The sequence below is a fragment of the Agrobacterium leguminum genome (genome assembly GCF_015704895.1).
GTDB lineage: Bacteria > Pseudomonadota > Alphaproteobacteria > Rhizobiales > Rhizobiaceae > Agrobacterium > Agrobacterium leguminum.
The window spans coordinates 26,790-43,629 of the sequence record NZ_JADQWB010000010.1; the positions used below are offsets into that span (position 1 = coordinate 26,790).

Here is a 16,840-nt window from a genome sequence, read left to right on the forward strand (position 1 = left end):
AATCGCGTGCGATGGACGAGAGGATGTGTGACGGGTGGCAGCTACGGTTCCCTTGACCGACGACGGGCACGGCCCGATCATTCTGTTCGATGCCGAATGTGTGCTGTGCTCCGTGAATGCGCAATTCGTGCTGCGGCATGACAGGGCCGGATATTTCCGCCTGGCGTCCATGCAGGGCGATATCGGCGCGGAAATTTACCGACGTTGCGGCATGGACCCGAAAGATCCGGTCAGCATGCTGGTCGTGGAGGGCGGCAGGGTGCGGCAGGACAGCGATGCCGTGCTGAGCATATATGAAGCGCTGGGCCTACCCTGGCGGCTGGTCACCATATTGCGCATCGTTCCCGCATTCCTACGCGATCCCGTTTATCGCTTTGTCGCCCGCAATCGCTACCGCTGGTTTGGAAAACGCGAAGAATGCTGGGTAGCGCCGCCGGAGTACCGGGAGAGAATCCTTTGACCATGGCAATAGCCACCCGTTCAGGTAAACCGGGCATCGGCACAGAGGCGTCGGCAGGGCAATGAAAATATTGATCCTCGGCGGTTATGGTGTGTTCGGCGGCCGGCTGGCGGAACTGCTTGCCGATATGTCCAGCCTTGAAATTCTCGTCTGCGGCCGCAGCCTCGCACGGGCGGAGGCCTTTTGCGCAGCCTGGCACGGACAGGCGCAATTGCGCCCGCTGATGCTCGATCGCCGCGATATCGCAGACGCCCTGCGCATCCACAAGCCCGATCTTGTCGTCGATGCGTCCGGGCCGTTCCAGACCTATGGCAGCGCATGTTACGGCGTGATAACGGCATGCATCGACGCCGGGATAGACTATCTCGATTTCGCAGATGCCGCCGATTTCGTTTTCGGCGTCAGCCAATTCGACGAGCGGGCGAAAGCCGCCGGTGTTTTCGTCCTGTCAGGCGTCAGCAGTTTCCCCGTCCTGACGGCCGCCGTCCTGCGCGAAATGGAAAGGACCATGGACATTCTCACCGTCGAGGGCGGAATAGCGCCGTCTCCCTATGCCGGGATCGGCCTCAACGTCATGCGGGCGGTGGTGGGTTATGCCGGCGCGCCGGTCAAGCTCTGGCGGCATGGCAGGCCGGCGCATGGCGTCGGCCTTGCGGAAAGCAGGCGCTTCACCGTTGCCGTGCCCGGCAGGCTGCCGTTGCGCAATATTCACTTTTCGCTGGTCGATGTGCCGGATTTACAGGTGATTCCACCGGAACACCCGTCGATGACCGATATATGGATGGGGGCCGGTCCCGTGCCGGAGTTTCTGCACCGTATGTTGAACCTTCTGGCGAAAGCGCGGGCGCGGTTCGGCCTTCCCTCATTCGCGCCGCTATCGCCGCTGTTTCATGCCGTGCTGAACCGGATGCGCTTTGGCGAACATCGCGGCGGTATGTTCGTCCGCGCGCAGGGGCGTGCAGCGGGCAGGCCGATGGAGATGAGCTGGCATTTGCTGGCCGAAGGCGATGACGGCCCCTACATCCCCTCCATGGCGATCGAGGCTATTGTCCGCAAGATGCTGAGCGGCGAGCGCCCGCTGCCCGGCGCACGCGCCGGCACGGATGCGCTGAACCTTGCCGATTACGACCGGCTTTTCCGCAGCAAGACGATCTACACGGGGTTCCGCCGCGAGGAACCCGACGTCCCGCTGTTCCGCCAGCTTCTCGGCCCGGCCTTCGATGACTTGCCGCCGCGTCTGCGGGAACTGCACGACAGCAAGGATGCGAGGCAATGGAGCGGGGTCGCCGAGATACGCCACGGACAGGGCATGCTGGCCCGCATGATTTCCGCGCTCGTCGGCTTTCCGCAGGCGGGAAAGCAGGTTCCCGTCAGCGTCACCTTCACGCCGGAAAAGGATAAGGAGCGCTGGACGCGGAATTTCGGCGGGCGGCGCTTCTCGTCTACACAGTCGGCAGGCATGGGCAAGGATCGATATCTGCTGGCGGAGCGCTTCGGCATCGTTACCGTCGCTCTGGCGCTGGTGCTCGATGGCGGCCGGCTGGCTCTCATCCCTCGGCGATGGCATGTTCTGGGCGTACCGCTGCCCGGCTTTCTTCTGCCGAAGGGCGAGAGTTTCGAGTCCGAGGAAAACGGCCGGTTCTGCTTCGATGTGGAAATTTCTCTGCCCTTCGTCGGTCTCGTCGTCGCTTATAAGGGCACGCTGGAACCGGCCGCCCGTTCTGCGAAACATCGCGGCCCCGGTGAAACGCTTTGCGGCGCTTCACCGGGTGAGGAGGCGTGAGGGCAGAGACGCCTTTCCTCATTGGGGACGTGCTGGAGCGCGCATCCGTGGCCGCGCGGTTCTCCTGCTCGCGGTTTAGAACGTGTAAGCGATGCCCACCATTGCAAACGGCTGAATATCTTTCTTCGACAGGGGGCTGTCCTTGGCATCCCCCAGCAGGAAGCCGACGCCGCCCGTGCCGGTGATAGACCAGTTCTCGGTCATAAGGTAAGTGACGGAGGCGCTGGCGTCGATGCGCTTGAAGCCCGATTTCGCGTCGAAGCGGCGCAGGCCCGAGCGGGCGGACTGGGCCGAGGTGACGCCGAAATAGGATTTCATGTGCTTGTCGTCCGCCCAGGTGGCGGAGAGGTCGGCGCCCAGGATGAACTGGTCCACCTTGTGCGAGACGCTGGCGCCGATGGTCGCGGTCAGGCCTTCGCTGCCGTCGATGGTCTTGTCCACCTTGGCGTAGATTTCGAAGGGGTCGACGCCATAGGCGATGACGCCGCCCACCACGCCGGCCGCCTTGATATCGCCCATTCCGCGCAGGTTTTTCCTGTCGTCCTTCTCCTTGCGCCCGGCCTCCCAGCCGCCCTTCACACCCAGCCTGAAGCCGTTGTGGTTCAACAGGTTGACGGTGACGCCGCTGAAATCGATGCTAAGCGTATCTCCATATTCGATGGAAACCAGCGGCACGGCGCCTGCTTCCAGCTTGTCTGAACCCTCATATTTCGGGGCGTAGGCGGCACCGACACCGAGCGTGATCTTCCAGTCGCTGGAGCTGCTGTAGCGGGCATTGTCGAAATTGCCCTGCGGATCGGCCACCCGGTCCGATTTGCCGATATCGGCGGCGAAAACGGGGGTGCAGACGGCCTGCGCCATGGGCAGCGTCGTCAGGCAAAGGGCCATCGCGCGCAGGTTCTTTTGCAATTTCGCTGTAAAAATCTGTTTCATGATCATATCCGTAGCAACACCGAGCGTTGGAAAACCGGGGAGTCGGGTTTCGTTGAGGCTGACGCTACGCGGGCACAATTGCGGAGACATTACGGGGTACGGCGCTTTGGAAAACATCGCCATCGGCGGTTTTATGATCGCAAAGCGGCCTGCATTTGTTACAACGCCAGATGCATGCGCCGGGAGGATTCTAAGAGGTGCGGCGGCAGGGACGTTTCGGGTGCGGCGCATCCGGTCCTGAAAGCCGTATGTTAGGAAGCGGCGAGAGGATAGTCGGAAGAGGGAGAGACACAGTGACGAAACGGGAAACCGCCGAAAGGCGGCTGAGCGAGGTTCTGCCGGGCGTGATCCGCCCCTATACGCAGACGGAACTGAAATCCGTTCTTTCGACGCTGAAGGATATCGGCAAAAGCGAGCCGGCGGTGGCCGCGCTGCTTGCCGGGGAAAGCGCACTCAAAGAGTTCATCGCCGCGGCTTTCACGCTGTCCCCCTATCTGCGTGACATGGCGTCGGCGGATGAGGGGCTTTTGTCGCTGGCGATGTCGAAACCGCTCGAGCCGCTGCTGGCGGGTCTTGTCCATGAGGCGCGCGATTGCTGGAAGCCGGGCGAAGAAGGCGGGGTGCCGAGCGAAAACGAGGTGATGTCGCGGCTGAGGGTAGCCAAGCGGCGGCTCTCTTTCATCGCGGCACTTGCCGATCTGGCGCGCATCTTCACCGCCCGCGATACGACACGCTGGCTGAGCGACATGGCGGATGCATCGCTTTCCGCCGCCATCGATCACCTGCTGCTCGCCGCCCATGAGAGCGGCAAGCTGAAGCTGAAGAATGTCGCAGCCCCCAGCGATGGGTCGGGCCTCATCGTGCTCGGCATGGGCAAGCTCGGCGCGCGGGAGCTGAATTATTCTTCCGATATCGACGCCGTGGTGTTCTTCGAACCCTCAGCCGGCATCATGGATGATCCCTATGATGCGACGGAGAATTTCGGCCGGATGATGCGCCGTCTGGTCCGCATCATGCAGGAGCGCACGGCCGATGGTTACGTCTTCCGCACCGATCTTAGGCTGCGGCCAGACCCCGGCTCGACGCCGCTCGCCATCCCCGTGGAGGCGGCGCTGCTTTATTACGAGGGCAGGGGGCAGAACTGGGAACGTGCCGCCTATATCAAGGCGCGGCCGGTGGCCGGCGATATCAAGGCGGGTGAGGATTTCCTGCGCGAGCTGACGCCCTTCATCTTCCGCAAATATCTCGATTATGCGGCGATTGCCGATATTCATTCCATCAAGCGGCAGATCCACGCCCATAAGGGCCATGGCGCGATTGCGGTGAAGGGCCACAATGTCAAGCTTGGGCGCGGCGGCATCCGTGAGATCGAGTTTTTCGCACAGACCCAGCAGTTGATTGCCGGCGGCCGTATGCCGGCGCTCAGGGTGCGCGCAACGCAGGAGGCGCTTGCGGCGCTGACCGAGGCGAAATGGATCGACGCCGAAACGCGGGACAGCCTGACAGACGCCTATTGGTTCCTGCGCGAAGTGGAGCACCGCATCCAGATGGTGCGCGACGAGCAGACCCATGTGCTGCCCGACACCGAAGCCGAACTTAAGCGCATCGCCTTCATGCTCGGTTTCGAGGACACCAGGGCCTTTTCGGAAAAGCTGGAACAGGTGCTGCGGCTGGTGGAACGGCGTTATTCGGCGCTGTTCGAGCAGGAGGTGAAGCTGTCAGGCGAGGCCGGCAATCTGGTCTTCACCGGCCAGAAGGACGATCCCGATACGTTAAAGACGCTCTCCGCCCTCGGTTTCGAGCGGCCGGAGGATATTTCCCGCGTCATCCGCACCTGGCACAATGGCCGTTACCGGGCGACGCAATCGGTGGAGGCGCGCGAACGGCTGACGGAGCTGACGCCGGACCTGCTGCGCGCATTCGGTGAAAGCAAACGGGCCGATGAGGCGCTGCTGCGTTTCGACAATTTCCTCTCCGGTTTGCCGGCCGGCATCCAGCTCTTTTCGCTGCTCGGCAACAACCCGGCGCTGCTCGACCTGCTGGTGACGATCATGTCGTCCGCACCGCGCCTTGCCGAAATCATCGCCGCCCGTCCGCATGTGTTCGACGGCATGCTGGACCCGGCATTGATGAGCGACGTGCCGACGCGCGACTATCTCGCCCACCGCATGGGAAGCTTTCTCTCCAATGCCCGCCACTACGAGGATATTCTCGACCGGCTGCGCATTTTCGCCGCCGAACAGCGGTTCCTCATCGGCGTGCGGCTCCTGACCGGCGCAATCCGCGGCGAGGTGGCCGCCCGCGCCTTCACTCACCTTGCCGATCTGGTAATCGAGGCCGCGCTCAATGCCGTTCTGGCGGAGATGGAAGCGGCGCATGGGCCTTATCCCGGCGGGCGCGTGGCTGTCATGGGCATGGGCAAGCTTGGCTCCTTCGAGCTGACGGCCGGTTCGGATGTCGATCTTATCCTGCTTTACGATTATAACGATGCCGCCCATGAATCGACCGGCGCAAAGCCGCTCGATGTCGTGCGTTATTTCACCCGCGTCACCCAGAGACTGATCGCCGCGCTTTCCGCGCCGACGGCGGAGGGCGTGCTTTACGAGGTGGACATGCGGCTTCGCCCCTCCGGCAACAAGGGGCCGGTGGCGACGCGCATTTCCGCCTTCGAGAAATACCAGCGCGAGGAAGCCTGGACCTGGGAACACATGGCGCTGTCGCGCGCCCGCCTGATCTGCGGCGATGCCTCGCTGATGGAGGATGCGCGCCGCATCATCGCCTCCATCCTGTCCCAGAAACGTGACGTGGCCAAGGTCTCCACTGATGTGCTGGAGATGCGCAGCCTGATCGAGCAGGAGAAGCCGCCGGAAAACAACTGGGATTTCAAGCTCATCAATGGCGGGCTGATCGACCTCGAATTCATCGCCCAATATCTGGCGCTGGTGGGGCCGGTGAAGGGGCTTGCCGCGCATGAACCGGGGCGCAACACGGCCGAAGCGCTGCAGGCGCTCGCCGCCCCTGTCATGGAGCCGCAGGCCTTTGATGATTGCATGGCGGCGATGGCGCTCTACACCGAAATCTCGCAGATCGTGCGGCTATGCATCGATGGCGCCTTCAACCCGAAGGAAGCGCCGGCGGGCCTCACCGATCTCGTTTGCCGGGCGGGGGATTGCCCTGACATTCCCACGCTGGAGGGGGAGGTGAAGCGGCTGGCGAAGGCGGTGCGGAAGGCGTTTGTGGGAACGGTGAAGAATGGCGGGTGAGGCTTCACCCCCCTCTGCCCTGCCGGGCATCTCCCCCACAAGGGGGGAGATCAGCTAGACGGACGCTCCTCGCCGAATTCGCAACGTTTGAGATGATCGAGCCGTTGCCGCTGGTCGATCTCCCCCCTTGTGGGGGAGATGCCCGGCAGGGCAGAGGGGGGTAAGCTCCGCATCCGACGCCAACTCAATGCACCGTCCCGCAGCACCCCGCCGCATGCGGAATGATGATCGTCACCACGGTGCCCCGACCCTCGCACGAGCGGATTTTCATCGTGCCGCCATGCAGCTTCACCAGCGAGCGGGAAATGGCGAGCCCGAGGCCGGAGCCCCCCTGGCTCTTGGCATATTGGCTCTGCACCTGTTCGAAAGGCTGGCCGATCTTGTTGAGCGCCTGGGCGGGAATGCCGATGCCGGTGTCTGCGATGGTGAGGATCATCGCGGCCTGATGCACATGGGTGCGCAGCGCGATGCGGCCGCCGTCGCCGGTAAATTTCACGGCGTTGGAGAGCAGGTTGAGCATGATCTGCTTCATGGCGCGGCGGTCGCCCTGCATGGTGAGGCCAGCGCAGACTTTCTGCTGCACGATGATGTTCTTCTGTTCGGCCTGAATGGCGGTCAGCCGCAGCGTCTCTTCGATCAGTGGCGCGAGATCGATGGTCTCGCGGTTGATGCGCATATGGCCCGCCTCGATCTTCGACATGTCGAGAATATCGTTGATGACGTTGAGCAGGTGTTTGCCGCTATCGTGAATATCGCGAGCATATTCGGAATATTTCGGCGAGCCGACCGGTCCGAACATTTCGTTCTGCAGGATATCGGAAAAGCCGAGGATGGCGTTGAGCGGCGTGCGCAGCTCATGGCTCATATTGGCGAGGAATTCGGATTTCGCCCGGTTGGCGGCCTGCGCGCGCTCTTTTTCGGCGAGATAATTGGCGTTGGCGTCGGAAAGCTCGGTCTTCTGCCGCTCCAGCTTGTGCTGTGAGGCGGAGAGGTCGCCGATGGTGGCCATCAGCCGGCGTTCGGAATCGCGCAGCCGTTCCTGATGGCGCTTCAGAAGGGTGATATCGGTGCCGACCGCAACGAGGCCGCCATCGCGGGTGCGGCGTTCGTTGATCTGCAGCCAGCGGTCATCGGCAAGCTGCACTTCCGTGGTGCGCGACAGGCCGGACTGGTCCGGATCGGCAACGCGACGTTCAACGACGGGGCGAGCGGCTGCGGCATAGACGGTGCTTTTTTCCGTACCCGCCACCAGCACGCTGTCCGGCAGGCCATAGGCCTTCTGGTAATGGGTGTTGCACATGACGAGGCGATCGTTCTTGTCCCACAGCACGAAGGCTTCCGAGGTGGATTCGATGGCGTCGGCAAGGCGCTGGTCGGCTTCGGCGTAGCGTTGCGCAAGGCGGTGCTGTTCGGTCACATCCATGGCGATGCCGATGACGCGCGGGCCGTTATTGGTGCGGATGACCTGGGCGCGGGCGCGCAGCCAGACATAATGGCCCTTGGCATGGCGCATGCGGAAGATCTGATCGATCTGGCGCAGGTTGCCGCAGCCGACGGCGCGGGCAAGCTCGTAGAGATTGCCGTCTTCGGAATGCATCATGCGGGCGGCGTCGGAGAAGGAAAGCGGTGCGGCCTTCGGCGGCAGCCCGAGAATTTCGTAAAGCGAACCGGACCAGAACATGCGCCGGGTGGAAAGATCGAAATCCCACAATCCGCAGCGGCCGCGAGACAGCGCGGTCTCAACCCGCAGGTTGGATTCGGCGAAGATATCGTCGGCGTCGCGGGCGCGCTTCACCTGCATGTAATAGGCATAGAGCACGACCAGCAGGATCGAGGAGATGCCGGCGAACAGCGTCACGTTCATGGCGATTTCGCTGCGCCAGAAGGAACGGATCGGCTGCAGCGAGCGGGCTGCGATCACCATCGCGCCATCGTCGCCGAAGGGGATCATCGTCGCATAGTGCTGCTGGCCGTCAATATTGGTCTCGATGGTGCCGGGCGCGCCGGGGAAACGCTGCACGATGGCGATTTCCGGAAGCAAAGCCGGCAGCGACGTGCCGATATAAAGCATCGCTTCCTTGCCGGCGCCGGCGAAAATGCGGCCATTGCTGCCCGAAAGAAGCACCATCGTACCGTCGGCAAGGCTGCCCGACGGCAGCGCCGCGACGAGATTGGCTTCGGCGCGGGCGCGATCCTGCGCGGTGAAAACGGTATCGTTGTTGAGAAGGGCAGCTTTGGCCGTCAGCGCCGTCAGCGCCGTGGAATGGCGGGCGGCCTCTTCCATGCGGCTATATTCGGCAACGATGCCCAGCATGCGCGAGGCCGCGACGACGACGAGAAAGGCGAGGATGAGAATGGGAATGAGACGTTTCAGCAGGGTCTCGACCTGCGGCATCGGGCGGTCGGAGCCATTCATCAAACCCATCAGGTCGCTGGAAAGCCTTTCGCCCCAGGCCGCAAGATCAGAAAATTTGGCATACGGCCGCTCATCGCCCGCAGTCGCCCGCCGCACGTTCGTCATTGTCCCGCCTTCAAGATGTCCCCAGTGATTCGAAGCGCCGCCGCTCGAATATGACTAGTGAATCAAATGCGATTCGCTGTGTCCAGAGGCAAAAGTTAAAAGAATTTTAACCCCTTGAACCGACTCCGTATTTTTTCGGGACGGTCTGTTTCCGCTTTGGCGAAGGCGGGAATTATGAACGAAATCAGTGAGCCGGCAATCCGATCCGGTCGTTGCGGAGCGCCGCTGGAACAGGCGTCAGGCTCCGTCGAAGGCGTCGAGAGCCGTGCCAAGCGCGCTGATCACGCCATTGCCCGCCGCCGGAAGACCGGTCAGCACCGCGCTGATTATATCGTCGCGGCTCGCGCCCCGCACCTTGGCTTCCATCACGTGAAAGGAGAGCCCGCTTTCCAGACGCAGGGCGGCAAGAATGCCGATATAGATCAGGCTCTGCGTCTTCACATCGAGCGTGGACGCCGCCCTGAGACCCTGCACGGCCTGAAACCATGCCGCCTTGTGGGCCGGAGCATCGGTCATAAAGCGCTGAAACGAAGCGCTGGTCTTGGACATATCCGTCATCTGAAATTCCTTTCCGGTCTTCAGCCGTTCCCGGCCTCTCGCGAACCATCCTGTCGCGCAACGCAATACGCCGCCTTGATGGCGATCAAGACGGCGTATCGGCATTGTCCGGAGTTTTGGCGGGGCGGTCAGCCCTTCAGGATGCGCCCGACGATGTCGCTTACATCCGTCGACAGCCCCTTGGCGTCGGCGATCGTCGAAAGCGCCGCCTTGGCGTGTTCGGCGCGGCTTGCCTCCAGCGATCGCCAGGAGCGCATGGATGTGAGAATGCGGGCGGCAAGCTGCGGGTTGCGCTTGTCGATGGCGATGATCTGTTCCGCCAGGAACCGGTAGGCCGCACCATCGGCACGGTGGAAGCCGGTGGGGTTGGCGAAGGCAAGCGTGCCGACGAGCGAGCGTACCCGGTTCGGGTTGGTGGCGATGAAATGTTTGGATTTCATCAGCGCCTTGATCCGGTCGAGCGCACCGTCGCCCGGAATGGCGGCCTGCAGCGAGAACCACTTGTCGAGCACCAGCGCATTGTCGGCGAAGCGCGTTTCGAAGGCGGCAAGCGCTTCCTTTGTTTCCGTGCTTTCCGGGAAACGCTGGGTCAGGACGCTGAGCGCATGCGCGAGATCGGTCATGTTGGTGGCGTCGGCAAAGGCCTTCGCCGCGCGGGCCGGCGTTTCCTCGGCAAAGGCGAGGAAGGTCAGCGCGCCGTTGCGCAGCGAACGGCGTCCCGCACTTGCCGCATCCGGGCTATAGGCCTCGCCGTCAGCCGTGCTGTCGGCAAGCCGCCGCAGCGTTTCGAGCCCGGCCGTCGCAATGGCCTTGATGGTGGCGTTGCGCGCCTTGTGGATGGCGTCCGGATCGTTGTCGCCGCCCATTTCACGGGCGATATCCGTTTCGCTCGGCAAGGCGAGAGCCTGCGCCCGGAAGGCGGGCTCAAGTGCGTCGTTGCCGATGATTTCGATAAGCGTTGCGGTCAGTTCCGCATCCGTTTGAACGTCCTTGCCGTCCTGCACGGCCCTAGTGGCGGCAATCAGCGCCGGCAGGGCAAGATCGGTCAGCGCCTGGAAGCGCGCGAACATATCCGTCTCATGCCGGGCGATCTGCACCAGATCGGCCGCATTCTGCTCGAAATCCAGATTGATCGGCGCCGAGAAGCTGCGATTGATCGACAGCACCGGCCGCGAGGAAATGCCGGAGAAGGAGAATGTCTGGTTGCGTTCGGTCAGATGCAACACGCCATCGCGATAGTCGCCGCCTTCGACGGTCTGAGGCTCGGCGATCTGGCCATTGTCGAGGATCAGCGCCAGCGACAGCGGAATATGACGCGGCTGCTTCACCGATTGGCCGGGCGTCGGCGCGGTGGTCTGTTCCAGAGTGAGCTTGAATGTGGACTTGCCCGCATCATAAGCCGAGGAGACGGAGACGAGCGGCGTGCCCGCTTCGGTGTACCACAGCGAAAACTGCGAAAGGTCACGGCCGCTGGCGTCAGTGAAGCTCCTGACGAAATCCTCGACGGTTGCGGCTTCGCCGTCATGGCGCTCGAAATAGAGATCCATGCCCTTCTTGAAGTCGTTTTCCCCAAGGATCGTGGCGATCATGCGGGTGACTTCGGCGCCCTTTTCATAAACGGTCGTCGTGTAGAAATTGTTGATTTCACGATAGGTATCGGGGCGCGGCGGATGCGCCAGCGGGCCGGAATCCTCGGGAAACTGCTCCGATTTCAGGTGACGCACATCGGCAATGCGCTTGACCGGGCGTGAGCGCATGTCGGCGGAAAATTCCTGATCGCGATAGACCGTCAGGCCTTCCTTCAGGCAGAGCTGGAACCAGTCGCGGCAGGTGATGCGGTTGCCGGTCCAGTTGTGGAAATATTCATGCGCGATGATGCGCTCGATATTGGCGTAGTCAGCGTCGGAGGCGGTTTCCGGGTCGGCCAGCACGAATTTGTCGTTGAAGACGTTGAGACCCTTGTTCTCCATCGCGCCCATGTTGAAATCCGACACGGCGACGATCATGAAAATATCGAGGTCGTATTCGCGGCCGAAACGCTCTTCGTCCCATTTCATCGAACGCTTCAGCGCGTCCATGGCATAGGCCGCACGCGGCTCCTTGCCGTGCTCGACGTAAATCTTCAGCGTCACGTCGCGGCCGGACATGGTGGTGAAGGTATCTTCCACCACGCCGAGATCGCCGGCGACGAGTGCGAAAAGATAGCTTGGTTTCGGATGCGGATCGAACCATGCCGCGAAGTGACGGCCTTCATCGTAATTGCCGCCGCCGAGGAAATTGCCGTTCGAGAGCAGCAGGGGATTGCCGTCCTTCGCCGCGATGATCGTCACCGTATAGGGCGCCAGAACATCCGGCCGGTCGGGGAAATAGGTGATGCGGCGGAAACCTTCCGCCTCGCATTGGGTGCAATAAACGCCATTGGTGCGGTAGAGCCCCATAAGCTGCGTATTGACCTGCGGATTGATGTAATTGGTGACGCAGATTTCGAAGGGCGCCTCCGCCGGCAGGTCGCGGATGGTCAGGCTCTCCGGCGTTGCCTCATATTGACCGGCGGGAAGCTCCACCTGGTCGAGCAGCAGGCTGGAAAGCTTCAGCTCGTCGCCATCGAGAACCAGCGGCGCCTGCCGCTCAGCACCCTCGCGCCGGTGAAAGATCAGACGGGCTTCGACCTTGGTATTCTTGGGGTCGAGTTCGAAGGTGAGATCCACCCGCTCCAGAACGAAATCGGTGGGGCGGTAATCTGCCAGGTGAACGATCTGGCCCGTGTCTGTTCGCATGACTGTCCCTGAATAACTTTGCGTGGTCTTCCCGGCATCATGTCGTCATAAGGCCCGGATGTAAAATGGGTAGAATATTCGTCACGTTCATGTGCGCGTCGGAGGACGTTCTGTCCCGCCATGGAAGGCTTTGCCGGCCATGCAGACAATCCTCCCGCCGCCGGACCTGTGGACCATGGCAGCAAATGTTGAACGATTGCTGAAATTATATTTTATTTTCTTCAAATTTTAGCGCGCGTCGCTTTTGGTTTGCATCATTTCCGCAGCCGCGAAAACAATACATCCCCAAATCAACGGAATTCACGGGTAAATCACATTTTTTGTTGTAAAGCGCCGGGGGAATGCTCTAGCCTTGCGCAAATCCAATTCCCTTGCGTCGTCCTCCCCGCATGAAAAATCTCCCGATGGCGTGTTTGCGCAGCCGATATGAGTAGTTGCCAATGAACGCCGAACCGATGAATCCCTTTCGCGGGATTAGCCTGAAGCTGATTTCGGTCGGCTTTTTTCTTGTCATGCAGACCTGTATCAAGGCCGCAGGCGATGTGCCTGCCGGCCAGATCACCTTTTTTCGCTCCGCTTTCGCCATTCTCCCGATTGTCGTCTATCTGGCGTGGCTGCATGCGCTGACCAGCGCGCTGCACACCAATAATCTTTTCGGCCATTTCAAGCGCGGGTTTCTGGGCATCCTGTCCATGGCCTGCGGCTTTTACGGGCTGACCATGCTGCCGCTGCCGGAATTCATCGCCATCGGTTACGCCTCGCCGCTTCTCGCGGTCGTTTTTGCCGCCGTCATCCTGCATGAAAAGGTGCGCATCTATCGCTGGAGCGCGGTCTTTGTCGGCATGACGGGCGTGCTGGTGATTCTCTGGCCGAAGATGACGCTTCTGCGGGAAGGCGGTTTTGCCGCCGGCGAGGGGCTGGGGGCCATTGCCGTATTGTGCGGTGCGGCGCTCGGCGGTCTGGCGATGATCCAGGTGCGGCAACTGGTGGAAACGGAAAAGACGCCGACCATCGTGCTCTATTTTTCGCTCACCGCCACCCTGCTGTCGCTTGTCAGCGTGCCCTTCGGCTGGAGCGCGTTGAGCATGACGCAGGCCATGCTGCTGATCACCAGCGGCATCTGCGGCGGGGTTGCGCAAATCTTCCTGACGGAGAGTTATCGGCACGCCGAAGTCTCGGTCATCGCGCCCTTCGAATACAGCTCCATCATCTTCGGCATCGCGGTCTCCTACATTCTGTTCGGAGATATTCCCACGGTGACAATGCTGATCGGCACGGCGATCGTTATCCTCGCCGGCATCTTCATCATCTTTCGCGAGCATCAGCTGGGTCTGGCAAGACGGGCGGCCCGCAAGGCCTCGACACCGCAGGGATGACGGAACCCAAATCTGCGCGTCTTGCCTGTTTCCAGGATAAGCGCGCGGCATTCTCAACCACCGAATTTCACGAAAAATGCTTCTCCTCCGTCATCCCGGCCTTGAGCCGGGATCCAGCCGACGCGGCTCTCACGCGGCGAGAAGAGTCTTTTCAGCCCAAGGACTTGGGCTGGCTGGATTCCGGCTCAAGGCCGGAATGACGGATTGGATGACGCATGGTGGAAGACAAGATTGAGAGTGCCGTTTTTCGTCTCAACCGGCGTTAACGGAAGAAGGGACGGCTGGGCGCGCACTACAACCTTGTGACTCGGTTCAAGACTTCGTCGCAGCCTTTCGAAAAAAACCACGCAAAAGCAAAAGGCGCCTTCCCGAAGAAAGACGCCAGCGCGCAATCATATCTGTGGACCAGCGCTAGACTGGCCTGAGTGCTTCTCAGCGCTCGCGGAAATCCGCGAAGACTGCCGAGGGACGCGTCACGCGGACCTGCTGCATGGCAGCGCGTGCGGTCATCTGTTCGTTTGCGGCTGCGCCGAAACGATGGTAACCCTGACTGGAGCGAGGGCCGAGGCCCGCCAGGCGGAGCGTTTCAAAGCCGGAATGTACCGGACGGAAGCGAGTGGTCATTGCCTTGGTTCCTTAAACCTATTCCTCCCAAGACATGGGGCCTATATCGCAGCGCAGCATGGATTCGGCAAGCTGAGCAAATGCGCCGCTGTTATGCGCATTGTGCATGGCTTTTTTCATAATTCATTTACATTGAGCAAGAATAAGGCAATCAGCCTTCGGCAATCTTTGCCTGAAAAGCCAATAAATCCTGCCATGCCAATGACTTGCTGGCCGGCGCATTCAAAAGTTCCTGCGGATGCAGGCTGGCCAAAGCGGGCAAAATCAGGTGTCCGGCTGCGACATCACGCCACTGTCCGCGCAGCGTATGGATCGTGCCGGTGCCGCCAAAGAAGAAACGTGCGGTAAAGTTGCCGAGAAGCAACAGGTGTTTCGGCTCCGCCAAGGCGATCTGACGCTCGATGAAGGGGCGGCAGATATCCATTTCGGCCTGAGTCGGCGGGCGGTTGCCCGGCGGCCGCCAGGGCACGACATTGCCGAGCATGATGGTACTGCGCTCAAGCCCGATGGCTGCCAGCATGCGGTCGAGCAACAGCCCGGTCTTGCCGGCGAAGGGCAGGCCTTCGCGGTCGTCATCGGCATCCGGCATCGGGCCGATGACCATAATGGCGGAGGCGGGGTCGCCTTCGGTAAAGATCGTATTGCGCGCGCTGTTCTTGAGGTTGCAGCCGCTGAAACCGTCGAGCGCGGTTTTCAGCTCGGCAAGCGACCGCGCGCTTTCGGCCGCAAAACGCGCCGCCGCCACGGCCTGCTCGTCCGGCATGGCGACATTCTGCTGAATGGCGGGGGCCGCCGGTGCGCCGCGCGCCGGGGCGTTGCGCGTCGCCGCCTGCCGCTGAGGCGCATCGGCACGGCGGTCCGCCGGCCTTTCCATCTGGCGTGAAGCTGCTGCGGCCTCCTGCGCAGGCGCGGATCGGGCTGGGCGGGCGGCGGCAAATTCGGCGAAACGATCGACCGGCTGGTCTTCCAGCAGCCAGTCCACGCCCGCATCCGCATGGAAATGCAGGAGGGCGGCGAGTTCGGCCGGGGAGAGGTCGTGAGCGGCGATCATGGGCGGAAATTACCCCATGTTCCCCGCCCGGGGAACCCGCAAATCACACTGTCCAGCGCTGAATATCGCCGCTTTCGCCGATCATGGCCAGACCATGCGCAATCGAGAGCAACTCGCCGCCGCTTTCGATGCGGTCGGCGTCGAAACGGCGGGTGAAAAGCTCCCGAACCGCCGGCACGAAGGAGGTGCCGCCGGTCAGGAACACCTTGTCGATGGATTCGGGCGCGACTTTCGTCTTTTCCAGAACCTCGTCGAGCGCTTCTTCTATCTTGGCGAGGTCTTCGGCGATCCAGTTGTTGAAATCGCTGCGCTTCACCATCTTGCGGCCGGCCTTGCCCAATGGTGCGAAGTTGAATTCGGCTTCTTCCGCCGAGGAGAGCGCCATCTTGGTGGCGGAAATCGCCTGATAGAGCGGGTAACCCTCGTCATGTTCGACCAGATCGATGAAGAGTTCGAGCTTTTCCGGCTCCAGCGCCGAGCGCACCAGCGATTTGAGGTCGGTGAATTCCTTCGAGGTCTTGAAGATCGACAGCTGGTTCCAGCGGCCGAAATTCACGTAATAGCCGGAGGGCACGTCCAGTACCTTGTCGAAGCTCTTGAACTTGCTGCCCTTGCCGATTTCCGGCGAGACCAGATTGTCGATCATGCGGAAGTCGAAATGATCGCCCGCCACGCCGACGCCGGAATGGCCGATGGGGGTGGCGGAAAGCTTGCCGGCATGGGTCTCGAAGCGGATCAGCGAATAGTCCGTCGTGCCGCCGCCGAAATCCGCCACCAGCACATTGGCGTCCTTCTTCAGGCTCTGGGCGAAATAATAGGCGGCCGCCACCGGCTCATAGACATAGTGGATTTCCGGGAAACCGGCGCGGGTGAGCGCCTCGTTGTAACGGGCGAGTGCCAGTGTTTCATCCGGATTGCTGCCGGCGAAACGCACCGGTCGGCCGGCGATGACGGTGGAGACGTCTCCCGGCCATTCCTCGCCCGCATAGGTCTTCAGCTTGCGCAGGAACACGTCCATCAGATCCTCGAAGCTCTGGCGCTTGGCGAAGATCAGCGTGCCCTGAAACAGCGGCGAGGCCGCGAATGTCTTGATCGATTGCAGGAAACGGCAGTCGCCGGCATTGTCGATGAATTGCCGGATGGCGGCATGGCCGGCTTCCACATGCAGGGCGGCCGCACCAAGGCCGGCATCCTTCATGAAGGAGAGCGCCGTGCGCATGCTGTCATCCGTGCCCGCGCTGCTGGTGAAGCGCATGGACCGGCTGGCGCCGCCCGTGTCGGAAAGAGCCATGACCGTGTTGGTCGTGCCGAAATCGAGGCCGAGAGCCCGCTTTTGCGTCATCGCCATATCCTTGTTGCCGATAGAAACACCCGCCCGGCCTGAAAGGCGGCCCGGCGTGAAAATAAGGGATGCCTTTGGCACCCCGATGTCAGAGGAGGGCGGTTGATTGCACAGGCCCGATGGAATGGCAAGCTTTTCCCCCACCGTTTTTC

General features: G+C 61.8%; 11 protein-coding genes. 4 read left to right on the top strand and 7 right to left on the bottom strand.

What is annotated here, in order from left to right; genetic code table 11:
- Positions 1 to 34: 34 nt before the first annotated feature.
- Positions 35 to 460: a DCC1-like thiol-disulfide oxidoreductase family protein gene (locus I3J13_RS15625; protein WP_196379390.1), complete on the top strand. Its 426-nt coding sequence runs from the start codon at positions 35 to 37 to the stop codon at positions 458 to 460.
- Between the two features lie 61 nt (positions 461 to 521).
- The gene (locus tag I3J13_RS15630) at positions 522 to 2,243 is read left to right on the top strand and encodes a saccharopine dehydrogenase family protein (protein ID WP_196379391.1); all 1,722 of its coding nucleotides are present in this window, start codon (positions 522 to 524) and stop codon (positions 2,241 to 2,243) included.
- A 75-nt stretch (positions 2,244 to 2,318) separates the two neighbouring features.
- Here I3J13_RS15630 and I3J13_RS15635 read toward each other — a convergent pair whose 3' ends face one another.
- On the bottom strand, positions 2,319 to 3,182 hold the full coding sequence (locus I3J13_RS15635; RefSeq protein ID WP_196379392.1) for a MipA/OmpV family protein: 864 nt from the start codon (positions 3,180 to 3,182) through the stop codon (positions 2,319 to 2,321).
- A gap of 287 nt (positions 3,183 to 3,469) precedes the next feature.
- Between I3J13_RS15635 and I3J13_RS15640 the strand changes: the two genes are divergently transcribed.
- Positions 3,470 to 6,439 (top strand): bifunctional [glutamine synthetase] adenylyltransferase/[glutamine synthetase]-adenylyl-L-tyrosine phosphorylase, encoded by a 2,970-nt coding sequence (locus tag I3J13_RS15640; RefSeq protein WP_196379393.1) that lies wholly within the window; start codon positions 3,470 to 3,472, stop codon positions 6,437 to 6,439.
- 184 nt (positions 6,440 to 6,623) lie between these two features.
- Here the strand turns inward: I3J13_RS15640 and I3J13_RS15645 are convergent, their stop codons facing one another.
- The 3 genes from I3J13_RS15645 to pepN form a co-directional block, all read right to left on the bottom strand.
- On the bottom strand, positions 6,624 to 8,960 hold the full coding sequence (locus tag I3J13_RS15645) for a PAS domain-containing sensor histidine kinase (RefSeq protein ID WP_196379394.1): 2,337 nt from the start codon (positions 8,958 to 8,960) through the stop codon (positions 6,624 to 6,626).
- A gap of 237 nt (positions 8,961 to 9,197) precedes the next feature.
- Positions 9,198 to 9,518: a carboxymuconolactone decarboxylase family protein gene (locus I3J13_RS15650; protein ID WP_196379395.1), complete on the bottom strand. Its 321-nt coding sequence runs from the start codon at positions 9,516 to 9,518 to the stop codon at positions 9,198 to 9,200.
- A 128-nt stretch (positions 9,519 to 9,646) separates the two neighbouring features.
- Positions 9,647 to 12,295, bottom strand: coding sequence for an aminopeptidase N (pepN, locus tag I3J13_RS15655; RefSeq protein WP_196379396.1), 2,649 nt, complete (start codon positions 12,293 to 12,295; stop codon positions 9,647 to 9,649).
- A gap of 440 nt (positions 12,296 to 12,735) precedes the next feature.
- On the opposite strand from pepN, the gene I3J13_RS15660 reads away from it, so the two are divergent.
- Positions 12,736 to 13,671 (top strand): DMT family transporter, encoded by a 936-nt coding sequence (locus tag I3J13_RS15660; RefSeq protein ID WP_059753763.1) that lies wholly within the window; start codon positions 12,736 to 12,738, stop codon positions 13,669 to 13,671.
- Between the two features lie 432 nt (positions 13,672 to 14,103).
- On the opposite strand, the gene I3J13_RS15665 is transcribed toward I3J13_RS15660, so the two are convergent.
- From I3J13_RS15665 to I3J13_RS15675, 3 genes are all read right to left on the bottom strand, one after another.
- Positions 14,104 to 14,295, bottom strand: a complete 192-nt coding sequence (locus I3J13_RS15665) for a hypothetical protein (protein WP_003509784.1) — start codon at positions 14,293 to 14,295, stop codon at positions 14,104 to 14,106.
- Between the two features lie 151 nt (positions 14,296 to 14,446).
- Positions 14,447 to 15,346: a uracil-DNA glycosylase gene (locus tag I3J13_RS15670; RefSeq protein WP_196379397.1), complete on the bottom strand. Its 900-nt coding sequence runs from the start codon at positions 15,344 to 15,346 to the stop codon at positions 14,447 to 14,449.
- 43 nt (positions 15,347 to 15,389) lie between these two features.
- Positions 15,390 to 16,688 (bottom strand): Hsp70 family protein, encoded by a 1,299-nt coding sequence (locus tag I3J13_RS15675; RefSeq protein ID WP_196379398.1) that lies wholly within the window; start codon positions 16,686 to 16,688, stop codon positions 15,390 to 15,392.
- Positions 16,689 to 16,840: the final 152 nt, after the last annotated feature.

Excerpts from the sequence above, each read along its gene's own strand:
- I3J13_RS15665 (WP_003509784.1), bottom strand. The coding sequence starts at position 14,295 with ATGACCACTCGCTTCCGTCCGGTACATTCCGGCTTTGAAACGCTCCGC.
- I3J13_RS15670 (WP_196379397.1), bottom strand. The coding sequence starts at position 15,346 with ATGATCGCCGCTCACGACCTCTCCCCGGCCGAACTCGCCGCCCTCCTG.
- I3J13_RS15630 (WP_196379391.1), top strand. The coding sequence starts at position 522 with ATGAAAATATTGATCCTCGGCGGTTATGGTGTGTTCGGCGGCCGGCTG.
- I3J13_RS15635 (WP_196379392.1), bottom strand. The coding sequence starts at position 3,182 with ATGATCATGAAACAGATTTTTACAGCGAAATTGCAAAAGAACCTGCGC.
- pepN (WP_196379396.1), bottom strand. The coding sequence starts at position 12,295 with ATGCGAACAGACACGGGCCAGATCGTTCACCTGGCAGATTACCGCCCC.
- I3J13_RS15675 (WP_196379398.1), bottom strand. The coding sequence starts at position 16,688 with ATGACGCAAAAGCGGGCTCTCGGCCTCGATTTCGGCACGACCAACACG.
- I3J13_RS15645 (WP_196379394.1), bottom strand. The coding sequence starts at position 8,960 with ATGACGAACGTGCGGCGGGCGACTGCGGGCGATGAGCGGCCGTATGCC.
- I3J13_RS15660 (WP_059753763.1), top strand. The coding sequence starts at position 12,736 with ATGAACGCCGAACCGATGAATCCCTTTCGCGGGATTAGCCTGAAGCTG.
- I3J13_RS15650 (WP_196379395.1), bottom strand. The coding sequence starts at position 9,518 with ATGACGGATATGTCCAAGACCAGCGCTTCGTTTCAGCGCTTTATGACC.